This window comes from Solimonas sp. K1W22B-7, from assembly GCF_003428335.1.
In the GTDB taxonomy this organism is placed as follows: Bacteria; Pseudomonadota; Gammaproteobacteria; order Nevskiales; family Nevskiaceae; genus Solimonas_A.
This window is the reverse complement of sequence record NZ_CP031704.1, coordinates 4,828,921-4,848,032: the sequence shown is the minus strand read 5'-3', so window position 1 is coordinate 4,848,032 and position 19,112 is coordinate 4,828,921. Positions and strand designations below refer to the sequence as shown.

At 65.6% G+C, this 19,112-nt stretch carries 12 protein-coding genes; 8 read left to right on the top strand and 4 right to left on the bottom strand.

Going from position 1 to position 19,112, the window contains the following annotated elements:
* Positions 1-9: 9 nt before the first annotated feature.
* The 3 genes from D0B54_RS24910 to D0B54_RS24490 all read right to left on the bottom strand — a co-directional run bounded on the left by D0B54_RS24910 (position 10) and on the right by D0B54_RS24490 (position 6,253).
* Positions 10-2,574, bottom strand: coding sequence for a DUF1302 domain-containing protein (locus tag D0B54_RS24910; protein WP_240433491.1), 2,565 nt, complete (start codon positions 2,572-2,574; stop codon positions 10-12).
* Between the two features lie 92 nt (positions 2,575-2,666).
* Positions 2,667-5,234, bottom strand: coding sequence for a PEP/pyruvate-binding domain-containing protein (locus tag D0B54_RS21775; RefSeq protein ID WP_117294094.1), 2,568 nt, complete (start codon positions 5,232-5,234; stop codon positions 2,667-2,669).
* Complete coding sequence (locus D0B54_RS24490) at positions 5,231-6,253, bottom strand: DUF7064 domain-containing protein (RefSeq protein WP_162932623.1); 1,023 nt, start codon at positions 6,251-6,253, stop codon at positions 5,231-5,233. Before D0B54_RS24490 ends, D0B54_RS21775 begins: the two co-directional genes overlap by 4 nt.
* 132 nt (positions 6,254-6,385) lie before the next feature.
* Between D0B54_RS24490 and D0B54_RS24485 the strand changes: the two genes are divergently transcribed.
* The 3 genes from D0B54_RS24485 (at position 6,386) to D0B54_RS21755 (ending at position 9,485) form a co-directional block, all read left to right on the top strand.
* Positions 6,386-7,099, top strand: a complete 714-nt coding sequence (locus D0B54_RS24485; RefSeq protein ID WP_162932622.1) for a TetR/AcrR family transcriptional regulator — start codon at positions 6,386-6,388, stop codon at positions 7,097-7,099.
* Between the two features lie 243 nt (positions 7,100-7,342).
* Positions 7,343-8,344, top strand: a complete 1,002-nt coding sequence (locus D0B54_RS21760; RefSeq protein WP_117295450.1) for a lipocalin-like domain-containing protein — start codon at positions 7,343-7,345, stop codon at positions 8,342-8,344.
* A 145-nt stretch (positions 8,345-8,489) separates the two neighbouring features.
* The gene (locus D0B54_RS21755) at positions 8,490-9,485 is read left to right on the top strand and encodes a hypothetical protein (protein WP_117294088.1); all 996 of its coding nucleotides are present in this window, start codon (positions 8,490-8,492) and stop codon (positions 9,483-9,485) included.
* Between the two features lie 95 nt (positions 9,486-9,580).
* On the opposite strand, the gene D0B54_RS21750 is transcribed toward D0B54_RS21755, so the two are convergent.
* Entirely contained in the window at positions 9,581-9,892 is a 312-nt protein-coding gene (locus D0B54_RS21750) for a helix-turn-helix domain-containing protein (protein WP_205527205.1), read from the bottom strand.
* 714 nt (positions 9,893-10,606) lie between these two features.
* Here D0B54_RS21750 and D0B54_RS21745 point away from each other — a divergent pair.
* The 5 genes from D0B54_RS21745 to D0B54_RS25335 all read left to right on the top strand — a co-directional run bounded on the left by D0B54_RS21745 (position 10,607) and on the right by D0B54_RS25335 (position 18,850).
* Positions 10,607-12,133, top strand: a complete 1,527-nt coding sequence (locus D0B54_RS21745) for a flavin-containing monooxygenase (protein ID WP_117294084.1) — start codon at positions 10,607-10,609, stop codon at positions 12,131-12,133.
* A 13-nt stretch (positions 12,134-12,146) separates the two neighbouring features.
* Complete coding sequence (locus D0B54_RS21740; RefSeq protein ID WP_117295448.1) at positions 12,147-13,286, top strand: acyl-CoA dehydrogenase family protein; 1,140 nt, start codon at positions 12,147-12,149, stop codon at positions 13,284-13,286.
* 53 nt (positions 13,287-13,339) lie between these two features.
* Entirely contained in the window at positions 13,340-14,908 is a 1,569-nt protein-coding gene (locus D0B54_RS21735) for a hypothetical protein (protein WP_162932621.1), read from the top strand.
* 47 nt (positions 14,909-14,955) lie between these two features.
* Positions 14,956-15,981 carry an AraC family transcriptional regulator gene (locus D0B54_RS21730; RefSeq protein WP_117294080.1) on the top strand — a complete coding sequence of 342 codons (1,026 nt, stop codon included), beginning with the start codon at positions 14,956-14,958 and terminating at the stop codon, positions 15,979-15,981.
* 181 nt (positions 15,982-16,162) lie between these two features.
* Complete coding sequence (locus D0B54_RS25335; protein ID WP_117294078.1) at positions 16,163-18,850, top strand: lipase-like domain-containing protein; 2,688 nt, start codon at positions 16,163-16,165, stop codon at positions 18,848-18,850.
* Positions 18,851-19,112: the final 262 nt, after the last annotated feature.

The following is a 19,112-nucleotide window of genomic DNA, read 5'->3' as shown; positions in this document are numbered from 1 at the left end:
CGGACAATGCTAGAACGCGTACTTGATGAAGAAACGGGCCTGGTCGCGATCGCGCAGCAGGTTGGCGCTGCCGCCGCCGGTGATCCAGGTGTAGCCGGCGTTGAAGGACAGCTGGGACTTGTAGCGGATCTCCATCAGGACATCGGCGATCTTGCGTCCTTCGATGAAGTTGCCGGCAACACCCGGTGCGGTACCGCCGACGTCATGCTTCCAGACGATCACCGGCTGCAGGCTGATCCCCGGCAGCACCGATTCGTACTTGACCTGCGCGATCAGGACGTAGCCCCAGGACAGCTTGTCGGGAAACATGTCGAGGTCCTGCTGGTGCGGGTTGAAGCGCATGCCGTCCGGGCCCCAGGAACAGGCGAGATTGGTGGAGCAGGCCTGGCGCGAGCGGTCGGAGCCCGAGCCGTCGGCCCCGGCGCTGGCGTGCAGGAAGGTGCCGGGGGCTTCCAGCTGCAGCTGGTCCAATGCCGGCAGGCCGGGTACCCAAGTGGCACCGGATTCGAACAGCCAGACGATCTGGTCGGCGGCGATCGCGCGGGACAGTCCTTCGCTGGCGCCGGAGACATAGGTGCCGCCGAGGTTGAACTGGTAGCTGTCGAAGTATTCCCAGCCGCGCACATAGGCGTTCGCCGGGTTCTTGCCCAGCGTGTAGCCGCGGTAGGGCACGATGAAGGACGGGAACAGGCGACCACCGCCGGGCGCGTGACCGACCAGCAGGTCGATCGTGTCGTGGAAGGAGCCGGGAGTGCCCTGCGCGTCGATGACGAAGTCGCTGCCCGGATAGGCAGTCTGGTTGCCGTTGCGGTCGACGCCGAGATTGAACGGGACGCCGATGCTGCCAAGCTGGATCAGCTGGTCGATCGCGGCCAGCTGCGGCGCGCCCGCCGGCAAGGCGTTGCGCAGGTTCACCAGGTCGTTCAGGCTCAGTTGGCCCGAGCCCGAGCAGTTCGCTTCGGGCAAATGGCAGAGGCCGGAGGCCGGGGCGAACGCGGCAAAGGCGAGATCCTCGGAATCCACCTGCATCGGCGCGTCCGGCCGGTAGGCGACTTCACCCTGGACCGAGAAGTCCCCCAGGGTGGTGTTGAAGGAGAGCCCGAACATCCGGATGTCCTCGGGATAGTCGAGGAGGAACCTCACCTTGTCGAACTGGGTGGCGTCGTCGGTGGCGCCGTCCGGATCGTTGGGCCGGATCGCCGCGTGCAGCTGCGGGATGTCCGGGCAGGCGAGCAGGAACTCCAGGGTGTTGCTGGCGCCCTGATGATCCCTGAAGTCGCGTGCACAGCCCTCCGGTGCGCTGATGAAGCTGAGATACGGGATGCGCGCATGGGTGTTGGTGAAGTACAGCCCGAGCTCGGTGCCGTCGTTGAGCCAGTCGGCGTAGACCTTCAGCGCCAGGCCGAACTGCCCGCCGTCCGGCGGCTTGCGGTCCGGCTCGCGCTTGATCGCGCCCGAAGTGCCGGTCAGGCCGGACAGCGGGTTGTCCAGCAGGCGCGCAATCCGCTCCGGGTCTTCCGGCACCTGGCCGAAGCCCAGGGCGAGGAAGTCGCCCGCGTTGTTGGTGCCGAGATCGGCGGTGGAATAGAAGGACCCGGGCGCCGGCGCCTCGGCGCCTTCCCACTCGTACTGGTAGAAGCCTTCCAGGGTGAGGCCCTCGGCCACATTGACGCTGGCGTACGCCATGCCCGCCGGTGTGAACGACTCCTCCAGGACGGTGCCGGCGCGGAAGAAGTTGTTGGCGTTGATGGGATTGACCGAGTTGATCGAGTCGAAGAACAGCGCGGTGGATTCACCCCAGTTGACGGTCTGGCGGCCGATCTTCACCGACAGCTCGTGCTCGCCCCACAGGGGAACGGTGCCGAACAGGTTGAGGTCGAGCAGCTGGAAGTCGCTGCCGATCTGGCGCAGGGTCTCGTCGTCTGTGCGTTTGTTGCGCACGACGCCGCCGGGGCCGAACACCAGGCCGCAGGGTCCGCCGCCGGGATTGCGGTCGGCCGGGCAGGGGCGCGAGTCGTTGCGCACACCGGAGGTCGTCGTGGGCAGCGGCAGGTCGAAGACTTCCATGCCGGGCGTCGAGATGTTGCCGACGCGGTCCAGGTTCTCCGAGGTGTAGCGGTTCGGGTGGTACTCGATGAAATCGTCGTTGACGAAGTCCTGGAAGAACAGGCCGCGCGCGAACAGGCCCCAGTTGCCCCAGGTCAGCGTCAGGTCCGGCGTGATCTTCAGCGGTGCCTGCGTCAGGTCGCCCTTGGCATAGTTCCAGTTGCCGTCGTCGGCGTTGCTGCTGAACTGGCCGGGCTGGGCCACCAGGTGCTCGGCCGGGAAGACCTGGGTGCGGAACAGGCCCTGGCAGCCCTGGAACTGGGTCTTGCCATCGGCGCGGCGGCCGCAGATCTTGCTGTTGAGGTTGCCCTTGCCGACCAGGTCGCTGCTGCGGTCCTCCATGCGGATGCCGACGCCGGCGGTGATGTTGATGTTGGCCACGCCCTCCAGCGGCGTGTCGCCGACCCTTGGCAGGCTCAGGTCGAAGGCGACGGCGCTGCTGGAGAAAAGCAGCAGGGCAGCGGCCACTGCGCCGCTCCCCGCGGGCCCGATCGGAACACTCTTTCTAGTCGTCATCGCTCGCGTCTCCCAACGGTGCGAAATATCAGGGGCTGCTGCAGCTAGGCGGCCGCGGCCGTGACCTGCAGCGGTTCGTCGTCCAGCACACTGACGGCGCCGCTGGCGCCATCCAGCTCGACCCGCATGCCGGTCGACAGGCGTCGCGTCGCTTCCTTCAGGCCGGTGACCGTGGGCACGCCGTACTCGCGGGCCAGGATGGCGCCGTGGCTGAGGATTCCGCCGGTCTCGGTGATGAGGCCGGCGATCAGCGGGAACACGCTGGTCCAGCCGGGATCGATGTTGGCGGCGACCAGGATGTCGCCCGCCCGAACTCCCGCGAGCTGCGACAGGTCGGTGACGACGCGCGCCGGCCCGTTGGCCTTGCCGCGCGATGCGCCGAAGCCCTTCCAGCTGCCATCGCCGGCCTCGACGGCGAGCGGCGCGCCTTCGACGATCTCGCCCTCGGTCTCCACGTCATCGAACAGGTAGGTGGCCGGCAGGCGGTCCTTGTTGCTCAGGTATTCGCGCCGACGTTCCTCGATGCACTCGCGCAGGCCTGCCGGTATCGCTGCGCCGCGGGCGAGTTCCAGCAGCTGCCTGCCGTCGAGCAGGAAGACGTCGTCCACCGCGTCGAGCACCCCACGCGCCTGCAGGCGGCGCGCCTGTTCGAGCACCAGCTGGCGCTGGTGCCGCCCCAGGTAATCGAGGTGGTAGCGCTGATTTTCGCGGTAGACCGTGTATTCCTGCGTGCGCCGGAACACCTTCGCCAGAAACCTGCGCCGCAGCGATCCGAAAACGCCGCCGCCGGCGCGCGTCAGCGCTTCCTGCTCGGCCTGGCAGCGCCGGGTTTCGGCGCGCTCCTCGTTCTCGCGCGGACCGGACGAGGCGGCGGTGCCGCGCAGCAGCGCCTGCACGAAGCCGAGAATGATGGCCGGCGACTCGTGCCAGCGCGGGTAGGCGGCTTCGCGAGTGGAGGAGCGGTGGCCGTGGCGCTGGAGAAAGCCGTCGAACTCGGTCCAGAACCCTGCCGCCGGGTACGCCCGGCGCAGTGCGGAGTAGCCCTGGTCCTGCCGCAGGCCGCCGAGCAGCTGCGCGTCCTGCCCGGCGAGCTGGGCGAGGTCCCAGAGTTCGCGGTTGATCTGCGCCGTGCGCGTGCCCGGCAGGCCGCTGATGATCGCCTGGTACAGGTCGCCGTTATCGTCGGCCGCCCACTTGCGCAGCAGGCTCTGCGACATGCTGTGCAGCATCGGGTTGTATAGGCTCATGCCCCAGCGGATCACGCGGAAGTGCTCGCGCCCGAGTTGATCGATCTCCTGGTACTGCGCGCACCATTCGTCCGCCGGCAGCGCCGCGTAGTCCTGCGTCAGCCTGGGGACGATGCGCTGGTCGATGTTGCCGCAATGCCGCGCCAGTGCTTGGAGGTTTTCGGCGATGCCCGAACGGCCCGGATCGCGGCGGGTGGCGCCCAGCATCTTCAGTGCCAGGCCCGGCTTCCAGGGCAGCGCGCGGATGCGCTCGTGCCACAGCGGCGTGAACCATTCCGGCGTATTGGCGGCACGCATCCCGCGCGGCCAGGCGCTGAGCATGCCGGCGACGAAATCGCCGCTGTAGTAGGCATAGCCGCGATGGACCCGCAGCGGCTGCTGCTTCGCCAGCTCCGTGTTGCCCATCAGGCCGACGAACTCGCGGCAGGAGATGTCGCCGATCCAGGCCAGCATCAGGTCGCGCGTCAGCGGCATGATGTAGTCGGACATGTACTCGTCGCCGAACTTGCGTGTCCACACATTGGTCGGGGTGGCGCTCGGCAGGCCGGTGATCGGGCGGTCCTGCAGCGCGTACAACTGACCTTTTTCAATGGCCCATTCGAGATCCCGCTGCGGGCCGATCGCCTTGCCGACCGTCTGTGCCAGCGCGAACAGCGCCTGCAGGCCGGCGTCGTCGACGCTGAGTCGCTCGCGCCGCGCGAGTTCGACCGGCAGGTCCTCGAGGCCGTCGTGCCAGACCGTCTCGACGGATTTCTCGCCGATGTGCTGCTCGATGATCTTGCCGCTGGCGGAGTCCAGCACCAGATGGTCGGGCTGGGTCTTGCCGGAGACCACGGCCTCGCCGAGCCCCCAGGCGGCGTCGATCACGATCTCGGCGGCGAACGGCCGCTGCGGGTTCGCGGTCAGCATCACGCCCGCGGCCTGCGGCAGCAGCATGCGCTGCAGGATCAGCGCGATGCCGCCGGCCTTGCCGATGCCCTTCTCGCTGCGATAGGCCTGTGCGCGCACGTCGTCCAGTGCGCTCCAGCACTGCTCCACGGAGGCGTGCAGGGCGGCTTTGCTGCCGACCCCGAGGATGGTCTGGTAGACGCCGGCGAAGGAAGCGTCCTCGAGATCCTCGGCGACTGCCGAACTGCGCACCGCCCACAACGAACCGGGAAATGCACGCGCGGCCTGGTCCCACCAGGCGTCGAGTGCGTCGGCCAGGCAGGCGGCACGTGTCGAGGCTTGCAAGGACACCCCGGCGGGAATGCACCAGGCCTCCGGTACCGGCAAGCCGGCGCGGATCAGACGCAGCAGTCCCATGCCCTTGCCGCCGATGTGCTGGATGTCGCCGGCGCTGTTGTGGTCGAGGCGCAGGATCATGACTTCGGTCCCCGGCGGGCCTGCAGCACGGCTGAAAGCAGCCGTGGCGCGCGACGCAGGGTCTGACAGGTCGTGGCGTGCCAGGCGTGCTCGACGACGCCGATGCCCTGCCGCAGCTTGCCGCCGATCCGGATCTCGAACTGGCTGTGCGTCTCCTGGATGTAGAAGCCTTTCTTGAACACGGGAAACTGCGCCAGCGAGCGGCTGCGAACCTCGTAGCGCACGCCTTTTTCGTCGCGCATCACGATCCGCGCGCCGGCGGGTACGTGCTTGCGCTGCCATTCGTATTCGATCGAAAGCTCCTGCAGCGCATGGTTTTCGCCGTTGCGGAAGACGAAGCCGTTGATCACCGGCCGGTCATTCTCGAAGCCGGTGGTGGCATTGAAGGAGAGGTCGTCGCCGAACTGCGCCGCGATCCAGTTCCATCCCTTGATGCTGGCCCAGTCGCGCGGCCCCCAGGACTTGTCGCGCTGGCCGAACCCCTGCACTTCCTGCCTGCGTCCATGCAGCGTCAGGTAGCCTTCGACGCGACCGGATTGCTCGATGTGGTTTGCCGCGACCACGCTGCCGGTGGGCGCGTTGTCGCTGTGGAAGCTGAAAACCGGCGTGAACGCGGTCCAGGTCAGCTCGCCCTTGTCGCCGCCTTCGCTGTCGAGAAGGATCTTCCAGCGGGTCAGGGGTTGCTCCATGCGGAACGTCAGGCCGTGGGTGCGATAGCCTTCGGCCGCACGCAGCCGCGAGGTGTCGGGATCGAGCCGGAGATTGACCGGGGCGTACACGTATTCCGGCTGGCCGTCGCGCATCGTCAGCAGCACGCCGTCGGTGCGCCCTTCCTTGAACCGGTAGCCGATTCGCGCGAGGCCGAACGAACGGCCCTGGGGGTCCGCCCAGTTGAAGTAGTAGCTCTCCTGCCAGTGATCGGCGGCGCCGACCGGATGGAGTTCTTCGTCGCCGGCAACGATCCGCTTCCTGGGGTCCCCGGAAGTCGTGTCGCTGGATGCAAGGGCCGCTTTTTTCATGGGGTCTTTCCGTCCGAGGTTCCGGGTTGCGCATCGCCGCGCGGTTTGTGTTCTGCTACAAACATGTTGGACATCCAACATCTAAATGTCAACGCCAGGGTCCGATGGCTGTCAAGTCGGGGAATTGAAGCTATGATGCAGATTCTTAATAAACATCAAGAAATCAAGGAAATGGGCGCCAAGAAAATCACCAAGCGGCCAGCCGCCAAGCGCCGCCGGACGCAGGCCGAACGCAGCGACGCCATGCGGCAACGCCTGGTCGACGCGACGCTCGACTGTCTGGCCGCAGATGGTTATGCCGGCGCCACGATCGGCAAGATCGCCGCCCGCGCCAAGGTTTCGCACGGCGCCACCGGGCATCACTTCGAGACCAAGTCCGACCTGATCGTCGCTGCGGCAGAGGAGTTGATCCTGCGTACCTCCCAGTTGCTCGAGGACCTGGTGCGGGGCATGGAGGAGGGTGACGATCGCCTGGCTGCGCTGACGAATGCCCTGTGGGCGAAACTCCACTCGCAACCGGCGATGCGGGCCTACCTGGAACTGACCGTGGCCGCCCAGCGCGACAAGCCGCTGGCCAAGGCTCTTGGCGCCCTCGAAGGACGCACGGCAGTCATGTTCGAGCAGGGTGCGAATCTCCTGTTCGAGGCCAGGCCGGGTGTGAAGGAAAGCCCGCACTCGCTGTTCGTGCTCACCCGTTCGTTGCTGCTGGGTCTGGCGGTGCAGTTTCACTCGGGAGGCAACGATGGATTCATGCGTGAGCAGATCGACGCCTGGGTGCGGATGATGTCGACGCAGTTCCGTGCCCGCCGCGGTGTGCTGCCGCCACCGCCGCCGTCGCGAGCCTGACACTCGATCAAAAGCCAGTCCCCTCGATAGTCTCCGCGCCGTCGGCGCGGGCCGCTCGCGTCGGAGGCATGCCGACAAAATGCGAGTAGCTGTTGCGCTTCCCGCCGTCTTAGTGTCGCCGCGCCAATCAGGCGGACGGCGCGTCGTCCCTCCCTGGTTCGCCACCATCACGACGAGACACAAACCAAGGAGCGCACGCCGATGTTCAAGCTGATGAGAAGTGGCCTGTTGGCCGTGACATGCATGCTGGCTGCAATGACCACCACGGCCGTGGCAGGGCCGCCGCTGACCGCCGTGGCACTGCCGCACGACGAAGCGCCGCATCACAATTTTCTGGAGTGGTGGTATTTCGTGGGGCACCTGAGCGGCGTGGATCCCTCCGGCCAGACCCGCAAGTACGGTTACGAGGTCACCGTCTTCCAGGTCGATGCAGTGCCGCCGCTGATGGCGACCTACTCGGCGCACTTTGCCATCACCGATCACCGGACCGGAAAGCATGTCGCCGAACACCGCATCAAATCGGCGGCGATCCCCAACTCGAGCAATCGTTTCGATCTCGAGGTGGCCGGCTGGACGGCTTCCGGTACCTCCGGCACCTACGCGCTGAACGCCGTCATGTCGGACCAGAAATACAGTGCCAGCCTGAACCTGCAGGCGTCACTGCCGCCGGTACTGCATGGCAACAGCGGCATCATTCCCTACGGGCCTTTCGGCAGTTCGGCGTACTATTCCTACACCTCGCTGAATACCACCGGCACGATCGTCGACAACGGCGTGCCGATCGCTGTCACCGGCACCTCCTGGCAGGACCGCCAATGGGGCGACTTCAACATCCTGGCGCCGGCCGGCTGGAACTGGTTCTCCATCCAGCTCTCCAACAACGTGCAGTACATGCTGTACTACATCCAGGATGCCTTCGGCAGCATCGTGCAGAAGGTCGGCACGAAGGTGGTCAACGGCGTGGCGACTCCGATTCCGGCCAGCCAGATGAGCCTCGACATTCTCGACTACTGGACCAGCCCGAAGTCCCTCATCACCTATCCGAACAAATGGCGCGTCAACGTGCCGGGCGGCTCTATGACGGTCACGCCGGTGCAGAAGGCGCAGGAGCTGTTCAAGTTCGGTCACCGCACCTACTGGGAAGGCGACTCCACGGTCACCGGAACGCTCGGCGGCCAGTCCGTCAACGGCGCCGGCTACACCGAGGTGAATCCGTACTTCCAGCCTTACCTCAGCCTGCCGTAGCAGGCGGCGCCATACGCGAAATGACGCAGGAAGGTCCCCGGCAAGCCGGGGGCCTTCCTTGCGTCCGCGCATCTGCCGTCGCCCTGCCATCGCTGCCCGATGGCACAACGCGGCAAGTACCCGACGACCCACGAAGGAGATAGTAATGCGGCACCGTTTGCTTGTTGCCCTGGGCATTGGCCTGGCTGGCCTGACCACGCTCGCACTCTCGCAGTCCCCGCCTCCGGACACCTTCAGCATCCGTGAGGCGGTACCCGCCGACGATGTCGTGCATCCCGGCTCGTATACGGAGTGGTGGTACGTCAACATCGTCAACCCGACGACGAAGGAGACCTTCATCGTCACTTTCAACTCCGCGCCGATCCACACGACCTCGTCATTCTTCTACGACAAGTTCGGCAACAAGAGCCATCTCATCGGCCCCAATTCATCGTTCACGTTTACCGGCGCCCCGTCGGTCTGCAGCACCGCCGGATGCCTGGTCTACCATGCGAGCAGCAACCAGTGGCACCTCAACTATGCCGCCAACGGCGTAACGGCCGACATCTGGCTGAAGAACCCCAGGCGCGGCGTGACCAGCGGGCCGCTGAACTACGAGGGGCAGACCATGAGTTGGACCAACCCGGTTGCCACCAGCGTCACCAGCGGCTGGTTCTGGCCCGCGAATGCTCCCGGCCCGATCAGTGTGAACGGCTGGCGTGGCTACCATGACCACAACTGGGGCAACTTCGACCTGAGCAACCAGAACTACGCCGGCTGGGAGTGGGCCGGCTCGCACGAGCCCAATGGCGGGGCCAAGGTCATGGGCGGCGTGATCGACGGCCAGGGCCACTGGCACGGCACCATCGTCGATGTCGATCCGGCGCTGGGTACCCGCTACTGTCGCTCGCAGTCGACGCTCGCGGCCAACGCGCTCGAACTCTCGGACTGGGCCGTCATCGACGACTTCGAGTATCCCCGCAAGGTCGTCACGCGCTGCACGACGGGCAGCAGCCTGCCGGTGCAGACCTACACCGTCACCAGCCCGCACAAGGTCCTCGGCTTCCTCTTCGAGTTCACCGAGTCCATCGGAAAGACCGGCACGCCGGGATCGGCCGCACTGATCGAGCACTTCCGGACCTACGCCTACGCCGGAAGCTGAGCGGCGCAGGACTCGATCTTGTCCCGCCGCGCCGAGGCGCAGCGCCAGAACGGCGCGGCGGGAGCAGGGGGCGGCCGCCGATGAGCGGCGCGCCGCTACTCGCGGATATCCGCGTTCGCCCCCATGGCGGGCAATGCTGCAGCGCTGAACGACGATCCTTCACCGCCGCCATGATCCGCGATGGCGCCGCCGGCGCCGGCCAAGGACCGGGGGTCATGGACGCTGAACGCGGCAATGTCGCTGCTGGCCTTGGCGAGCAGGGCCTGCACCAGCGACTCCATGCCATCGAAATACTGGTACAGGGAGCCGATGCTGACGCCGGCGCGCTCGGCCACATGATTGGTGGTGGTGTTGACCAGGCCACGTTCGGCGATCGATCGCGCGGTCGCCTCGATCAAGGCGTCCACCGTGAATCTTGAACGCAGCTGCTTGGGTTGTTTCCTCATCTGCCACCTCGCGGACGGGTCACCGAAACACAGAACCGGAATCGTCATCGTTATCGACAGTTACATGTTGTACATCCAACATGTTAAATTGTCGAGAGCGGCAACCCGATGAGACAGGAGCCCCCGGGAGATACCGCTCCCACGGTCATGGGCGTATGTCCGGATGGACTGGGGATACCGGCCTTGAGAACGCCGGAGTCCTGCCCGGATGGATGACTTCCCGCGGCCGGCCGAAGGCGATGGCCCTTCGGCCGACCCTCCCCCGTGACGACTCGCGCGGCCTCTCGCCAACTGTCCCGCCGGCGCGACATTTTGTCCCGCGCCTCAACCATGACCCGCAGCGCTTTTCATTCTTTTCAATGACTTGTCAGTTGGCATCCGTCTTGCGCCCAAGGCTTCGCCATCCACCCGCCTTGTACTGCCATGTCGATCGCCGACCACCCGACGTCCTTCGTTGAGAGATTGAAAAAATCTCTCACCTGGCACCGCCCACTGCGGCATCGCGATGCCGCAGCGTTGCTGCGACGTCAGTACTACCGGGCGTTCACGACAAGAGCACTTCTGGATGGTAGCCAGGCGGCTTGGCCGGAATGATCAGGCCGTCGGCCTTGTTGGTCATGCTGTTTCCGCAGGGGCTTCGACATCCTGTGTGCACTTACCGCACACGAGATTGCCATGTCCCTCCACCCGCCCAGTTCCTTCAGCAAGGTCGCGATCATCGGCACCGGATTCGGTGGCCTGGGCATGGCCTACTACCTGAAGCAGGCCGGCATCAAATCCTTCACGCTGTTCGAGAAGGCGGCGGAGGTGGGGGGAACCTGGCGCGAGAATACCTATCCTGGCTCCGGTTGCGATTTGCCCTCGCATCTGTATTCGTTCTCCTTCGAGCGCCACTACCCCTGGTCCTGGCGCTACCCCAAACAGGCGGAGATTCATGAGTATCAGCGCCACTGCGCGCGCAAGTATGGGCTGTATCCCCACATCCGCTTCGGCTGCGAGTTGGCCGGCGCCCGCTTCGATGAGGCACGTGCGCGCTGGATCCTGAGCCTGGCCAGTGGCGAGGTGCATGAGACGGAGTTCCTGATCACCGCGGTGGGCCAGCTGAATCGCCCGGCGATTCCGAAGATTCCCGGGCTGGATCGTTTCCAGGGCAAGGCTTTTCATTCCGCCGAGTGGGATCATGGCTACGATCTCAATGGCAAGACCGTGGCGGTGATCGGCACCGGTGCCAGTGCGGTGCAGTTCGTGCCGGAAATCGCCAGGCGGGTACAGCGCCTGCACGTCTACCAGCGCACGCCCGGCTGGGTCATCCCGAAGGTCGAGAGGGCCTTTTCAGATTTCGAGCGCCGGCTCCTGGACCGCATGAAATGGCTGCTGGACCTGGACCGTGCCCGCATCTTCGGCATTACCGAAGCGCTGGGCTTTGCCTACCGCGGCCACAAGTGGGCGGAGGCCATCGCCACCGGGTTCGCCAGGAGCCACATCCATCGGCAGGTGCGTGATCCGGTCCTGCGCAAGAAGCTCACGCCGGACTATCCCATCGGCTGCAAGCGCGCCTTGCTCAGCAATGACTGGCTGCCGGCCCTGATCCGGCCGAACGTCGAGGTCGTGACCGACGCCATCACCGAGATCACCGCGACCGGGATACGCACGGCGGATGGCCAGTTGCGCAAGGTCGATGCGCTGATCCTGGGCACTGGCTTCGCCGCCTCGGACTTCCTCGCGCCGATGCAGATTCATGGGCTGGAAGGCCGGGAACTCGCCAGCCAGTGGAAGCAGGGAGCGGAGTCCTTCCTCGGCATGTCGGCGCCGGGCTTCCCCAATCTGTTCGTGCTCTACGGGCCCAATACCAGCCTCGGCTCGGGCTCCATCATCTACATGCTGGAGCAGCAGCAGCGCTACGTCGTGCAGCTGATCCAGGCGCAGGCGGCGACCGGCTACCGCACCATCGATGTGCGCCCCGCAGCGGTGCAGCGGCACATGCAGGAGATTCGTGCCCGCAGTGCCCGGAGCACCTACGAAGGCGGCTGCAAGAGCTGGTACCAGAACGCCGAGGGTCTCAACACCAACAACTGGGTCGGATCGCAGCGCGAGTTTGCGCGGCGCACGCAGCGGCCCGACCTCGCCAACTACGAAATGTCGGGTCCCGTCGTCCGGGACGAGGTGCTGGCGTCGATGGTGGTCGAAGACCTGGTCTCGTGAAGTATTGCTGATCATGAACCGCAAACCCATGGAACCCGAACTGGAAATGTTCCGCGATGCCGCGCGCAGGTTCTTCCAGAAGGAAATCCGCCCGCACAATGAGCGCTGGCGCGAAGCCGGCATCATCGACCGCCAGGCTTACCGCAAGGCCGGTGACGCGGGCCTGCTCTGCATGTGGGCCGACGAGAAATACGGTGGACAGGGCATCCCTGACTACCGCTACGAGCAGATCCTGGTCGAGGAAAACGCCTTCCACGGCGATTCCGGCTATCTCATCTCCTTGCACAGCCGCATCGTCGGCCCCTACATCAACAACTTCGGCAGCGAAGAGCTCAAGCAGCGCCTGCTGCCGGGCATGATCAGCGGCGAGAAGATCATCGCGATCTGCATGACCGAGCCGGATACCGGTTCGGACCTGGCCGGCATGAAGACGCGGGCGGTGGAGAAGGACGATCACTGGCTGCTCAACGGCGCCAAGACCTACATCTCCAACGGCATCAATGCCGACATCATCATCGTTGCCGCCAAGACCAATCCGGACCGCGTGCACGATCTGACCCTGTTCATCGTCGAGCCCGGCATGGAGGGCTTCGAGCGCGGCCGCATGCTGAAGAAGATGGGCATGAAGTCGCAGGACACCGCCGAGCTGTTCTTCCGCGACGTCCACGTGCCCAAGGCCAATATTCTCGGACAGGTCAACAAGGGCTTCCACCACCTGATGCAGTCCCTGTCCGAGGAACGCCTGACCGCGGCGGTCGGCAACATCTCCTACGCGCGGGTGGCGATGGAGGTCACCCGGGACTTCGTGCGGCAGCGCAAGGTCTTCGGTCAGCCGCTCAGCAAGTTCCAGAACACGCGCTTCAAGCTTGCCGCACTGGATACGGAGATCGAGATCGCGCAATGCTTCGTCGACCGCTGCGTGGAAATGCACAACGAGGGCAGGCTCACCCCTGAGGATGCCGCGCGCGCCAAGCTCTACACCAGCGAGGTGAACGGTCGCATGGTCGACGAGGGCGTTCAGCTGCACGGCGGCGCCGGCTACATGGAGGAGTACCCGATCTGCCGGCTGTACCAGGACGAGCGCGTGCATCGCATCCTGGCCGGAACCTCGGAGATCATGAAGGAAATCATCGCACGCGCCACGCTGGACTGATCGCCCGGCCGCGAGCCGGTTCGAGCGATGCGAAAAACATGGGGGAGAGAGACATGTTCGGAAGAATGTTGCGGCTCATGCTGGCAACGCTTTGCCTTTCTGGCTGTGGCTCCTCGGATCCGGTCGGCGGTTCGGGCAGCTCGCCGGACGAAGGGGGAGGCGAGGTCGCCTGGGACCGCAGCTGCGATCTCGCGCCGTTTCCGTCCCTGCGCTGGGAGCAGTGCGAAATCGCCAACTTCGCCAAGCAGCTGGAGGCGCCCACGGAGGCGCTGAATCCGGTCTTCGCGCAGCGCCTGCTGGCGCAGAACCTGACCAACACGGCCGAGCTGCTGGCGCGTGCCGCGGACGATCCGAGCTGGCTGGGGCTACCCTCCGGCAATCTGCCGGTGCTGCCTTACTGCGCGCCGTTCGCGGCGGTGTGCACCGGCGATCCCTTCCGCTATCCGCAGGCGGTCGGCCCGGACGGCGATGCCTTCTACAGAAACGAAGCCGACGTCATCCCTGTAGTGTTCTACGACCGTGACTGCACGCGTCTGTCGGGGCGCGTGTGGGCGCCCAGGAATTCTCCTGCGCCGGCTTCGCTGCCTCATGTAGTGATTGCCAATGGCTCCCTCGGCGCGTCGGAGACCGCCTACTGGTGGGCGTCGCAGGCGCTGGTGCGCGGAGGCTACGCGGTGATGACCTTCGACCCGCGTGGGCAGGGCCGCTCGGATTTCCTGTCGCCCAGCGGGCAACTCGGCACCAATGCCAACCTAAAGGTGTTCTGGGACGAGATGGTGGACGCGATCGATTTCTTTCATTCCACGCCGCAGCAGCTTTACCCACACAATCAGACCTGCGCAGGTACCTACCCAACAACCGTGGCGCCTTTCAATCCGGTGTGGAACCGCATCGATCGTGAACGGCTCGGTATCGCCGGCCACTCGGCAGGTGCGGTCGCCGTTTCGGTGGTGCAAGGTTATGGCGCGCCTGGCGCCGATCCCTGGCCGGGCAAGCTCGATGCGAGCAATCCGGTCAAGGTCGGCGTGGCCTGGGACAGCCTGATTGCACCAGATGCAACCGGTCTGGCGCCGTGTACCAATTCACTGCCGGTGCCCCCCGGACTTTGCGGGCTGCTGGTGCAAGCGGTCATCACGCAGGGCAATCTGCCGAAGTTCGGACCGCGTGTTCCGGCGATGAGTTTCAATGCCGACTACGCGCTCGTCTGGGACACGCCCTACGTACTGCCGCCGGATGCGGAGGGTCACAAGGGTCCTTACAAGTTGTGGCAGACGGATGGCGTGCCGGTCTACAGCCTGGGTTTCCAGGGCACGACGCATGAGGACTACTCGCCGATTCCGGCGATGACTGCGACGTCCTGGTGCCCGGACACTACCACCGGGGCTTGCCGTGGCGGTTATGCGCAGCCCGCGATCGTGCACTACACGCTGGCCTGGTTCGACCGCTGGCTCAAGCAGCCGGGCGAACCCGGCTACGCGGACGCCGATGCACGGCTGCTCGATGATGGCGGCCCGCAGGGCGCGGACAAGCTGAGCTTCCGCTACCGTTCAGCGCGGGATTTCCCTGATCGCTCCGGAAGGCGGCAGCGCTGCGAGGACATCCGTGGCGGCTGCAAGGAGTGATAGTGAATTACCGCTGCGGTACCCCCTGAAGACCGTCCAGGCGCGACATGGACTTGCAGCGCCCGCGCAGCGCCTACAACCTGGTGCAGATGGTGCAGCTGGCATCCGAACTGGGCTTGCCGCTGGCGCGTTGCCTGGAAGGCAGCGGTGTGGATGAGCGCAGGCTGAGCGAAGCCGAAGCCGAGTTCTCCGGCCATGCGGAGATTGCCGTCATCGCCAATATCGTGCGTCACCTCGACCATGTGCCGGCGTTGGGCCTGAGAATGGGGCAGCGCTTTCACATGTCGGCCTATGGCCTGATGGCCTTCGCTCTCTGTAGTTGCCAGACCGTCGGTGACGCGACGCGGCTGGCGATGCGATATGGGGCGCTGTCGTTCTCCCTCACCGCAACGCGCCTGGACATCGTCGGCGGCGATGCGCGGATCTGGCTGGAAGACGGACACGTTCCGGTGCCGCTGCGGCGCTTCGTGATCGAACGCGATCTTGTCGGCCTGACCAACATCGGGCGAGAAATGTTCTCGTCCACGCTCCCGATGCGGCATATCGCGCTGGCATACCCGGCGCCGGCATACGCGGCGGACTATGCCCGGTACCTGGGATTGGTTCCGGAGTTCTCAGCCCCGCAGCAGCAGATCGTGTTCGACCGGGCGGTCATGGAATCGCCCATTCCACAGGCGGACGCAGTGATGCTGCGCCGCTGCGAACAGCAATTGCAGGTGCTGCTGGAGCGCAGGAAGGCAGGGACAGGCACCGCCGGCAGGGTCCGGCAGTTCCTGCGGCGCCAGCCTGGCATGGCCGTGGCCGACATGGCGGCGGCGTCCGCGGAGTTGCAGATCCAGCCGCGCAGTCTGCGCCGCAGTCTGCAGGCCGAGGGGGTGTCATTCCGCGCCCTGGCCGACGAGCTGCGGCAATCGCTGGCTGAGGAACTGCTGCTGGTGCCGCAGCTTAGCGTCGAGGACGTGGCGCATCGCCTCGGCTACGACGAGGTCGCCAGCTTCACCCGCGCGTTCAAGCGCTGGACCGGCCTGCCGCCGGGAAAATGGCGCAGCCTGCGGTTGCGGGGCCTGCGGTAAGCTCCGGCACCGGCCCTGCCCTGCCGGACTCCGATCGGCGACCAGCGCCGCATCTGACAACTCCGCGGTCACTGATGACGTTCCCTCTCGCAGGTCGGCGGGCCTATGGTCCTGATCGCTGCACGCCGCAAGGTGTGGCGGCGTTGCAAACAAAACCATAACGAGTGCGAGAGGAGTCGTCATGCAAACCATCGGACGCGCGGCCGTACTGGCCGCGGCTGCCTGTTGTTCCTGGACCGCGCAGGCCCTGGATATTCCCGCCGGCCGCTACCTGGTCAAGCCGGATCACAGTGGACTCTGCCTGGATGCCGGCGCTGCCGGGCAGGTTCAGCAGAAGACCTGCGTTGCCGGCTCGACCGCGCAGCAGTTCGATCTGTCCGCCGCCGGCAGCGGCTACACTCGGCTGGTCAATGTGGCGACGGGCAAGTCCCTGGACGTGAACAATTCGTCCACCGCCGACGGCACCGCCATCGTGACCTGGAACTATGGCGGTGGCTACAACCAGCAGTTCTTCGCGCTCAAGAACGGCGACGGCTACGTGCTCAAGCCGCGCCATTCCGCCAAGTGCCTCGATCTGAAGGACTGGAGCACCGACGACGGCGGCCTGCTGCAGCAATGGAACTGCACCGGCGCCGCCAACCAGACCTACCAGCTGGTGCCGACCGGCAGCGATGTGGCGAGCCTGCCCAACGGCCGCTACGCGCTGCGCGCGGCGCACAGCAACCTGTGCCTGGACGTGCCCAACTCCAGCCTGTCCAACTACGTGCAGCTGCAGCAATGGAGCTGCAACGGCACGGCGGCGCAGCAGTGGGACGTCAACTACATCGGCGGCAGCCGCTACGAGGTGCGCAACGTCAACAGCGGCAAGTGTGCGGACCTCGACAATAGCTATACCTACGACGGCAACGACATCCAGCAGTACGACTGCAACCAGACCCATGCACAGCGCTGGAAGATCGAAGGGGCCGGCGACGGCTCGATGTTCCTCAAGTCGACGCTCGACACCAACAAGGTCTGGGATGTCAGCAACGTCTCCACCGCGCCCGGCGCCCGCATCCAGATCTGGAGCCTCAATGGTGGCGCCGCCAACAAGCGCTGGTGGCTGGACCCGGTGGTCGGCGCGCGCAATCTGGCCGATGGCGACTACACGCTGCGCAACGTCAATAGCAACAAGTGCCTGGACGTGCCGGGCTCCAGCACCAGCCCCGGCGTGCAGCTGCAGCAGTGGAGCTGCAACGGCGGCAGCGCCCAGCGCTACACCCTGACCCACATCGGCGACGGCTACTACCGCATTCTCAACGTCAACAGCGGCCTGGCGCTGCAGGTCCGATCCTTCGGCATCAGCAACAACTGGGCGATCGAGCAGATCGAAGCACATGGCGGCGACAACCAGTTGTTCAAGCTCGAGGCCTACGGTGTCGGCTACCGGCTCAAGCCCAAGCACTCCTATCTCTGCGCGGATGTGACCGGCAGCAGCAGCTCTGACGGCGCGCTGCTGCAGCAGTACAGCTGCAACGGCGGCAACGCCCAGCTGTTCAAGCTGGAAAACGGACCCGCTGCGCCGACGCCGCCGGCTGCGATCACCAACAACAGCTATCCGATCGTGCTGGTGCATGGCTTCACCGGCTGGGGTCGCAACGAAATGCTGGGTCTGAAGTACTGGGGCGGCGGCTTCGGCAACGGTGGCGACAGGGATCTGCAGGAAGTGCTGAAGGCCGGCGGCTATCCGACCTACACCGCCGTGGTCGGACCCTTCAGTTCGGCGCAGGACCGTGCGATCGAGCTGTTCTACCAGATCAAGGGCGGCTGCGTGGACTATGGCGCGTATCACAGCACGCATCTGCTCAAGCTCGACGGCACGCTGGACAGCCGCACGCTGATCCGCAAGCTCGACGGCCAGGGCGGGCGCCCGCGCAAGTGCTGGGCGGCCGATCCGGCCAACAACCCCAACAACGATCCGCTGGCGCTGTACCCGCAGTGGGGCAATGATCCGGGCAAGAAGATCCACCTGATCGGGCATAGCCTGGGCGCACCGACGATCCGCGTGCTGCTGCAGCTGCTGCGCAACGGCGATCCGAACGAGCTGGCGGCAGACAGCAGCCTGTACAACGAAACGCTGCAGAAGAACCCGTACACCGGCGGCAAGAACTGGATCTCCAGCCTGACCACTGTCAGCGGCAGCATGGATGGCACGTCGCTCGGTACCTCCCCCATGACCGACACGCTGATTCCACTGCTGAATGCCACCGCGGCAGCCGCCGCGGCCTTGGGCGGTCTCAACTCGACCGACAGCCTGTTCTACGACTTCAAGATGGAACAATGGGGACTGCAACGCAGTCTGGGTGAAAGCCTGTCGAGCTATTCCAACCGCGTGCAGGCTTCGCCGATCTTCGACCAGTCCCGCAACACCGGCGCCTATGACTGCTCACCGGAAGGCGCGCGGGATTTGAACCAGAGGATTCAGACCTTCAGCGACGTCTACTACTACTCCTACGCGGCACAAAGCACTTGGCGCGGCTGGCTCACCGGGCATCACTACCCGATCCTGGCCACCAACCCGCTGCTGATGCCGATCGGGATCTATGTCGGGCAAAAAACCGTCAATGAGCCCGGGAAGGTGGTGGTCGACAGCAGCTGGTGGCCCAGCGATAGCGCCCTCAACACCCGCAGCATGCGCGCGCCCGCCGGTGCCCCCTGGGTGAACTACAGCGGCAGCGGCACACCGCAGCCCGGTACCTGGAACTACCTGGGCATCCTCCAGGGCTGGGACCATATGGATGTCACCGGCCTGCTGTCGGACAAGAGCCCCGCCACCGTCAACGCCTTGTACCTGACTCATGCCAGCCGCTTGAAAGCGCTGAGCAACTGATCGGCTGACCCCACACACCTGCGCCCGTCGCCCTCGCCGGCGGCGGGCGCAGGCAGGGCGTAGAGGAGGCGGCGCCATGGGGGCCTTGCTTCCGATCGGGCACAGGGCTGGCCCGAATCTTCATGTTCTTGGCCAACTCAGTCATGCCCAGGCCGGGCTCCCCTCACTAGTCTCTTCACTACCGGAACAGGCAGCGGCCGCCCGCGACTCCGGCAAACAATGCGGGTGTTCGGACCAGGCTGGAAAACAGCCGTTCCCTGCG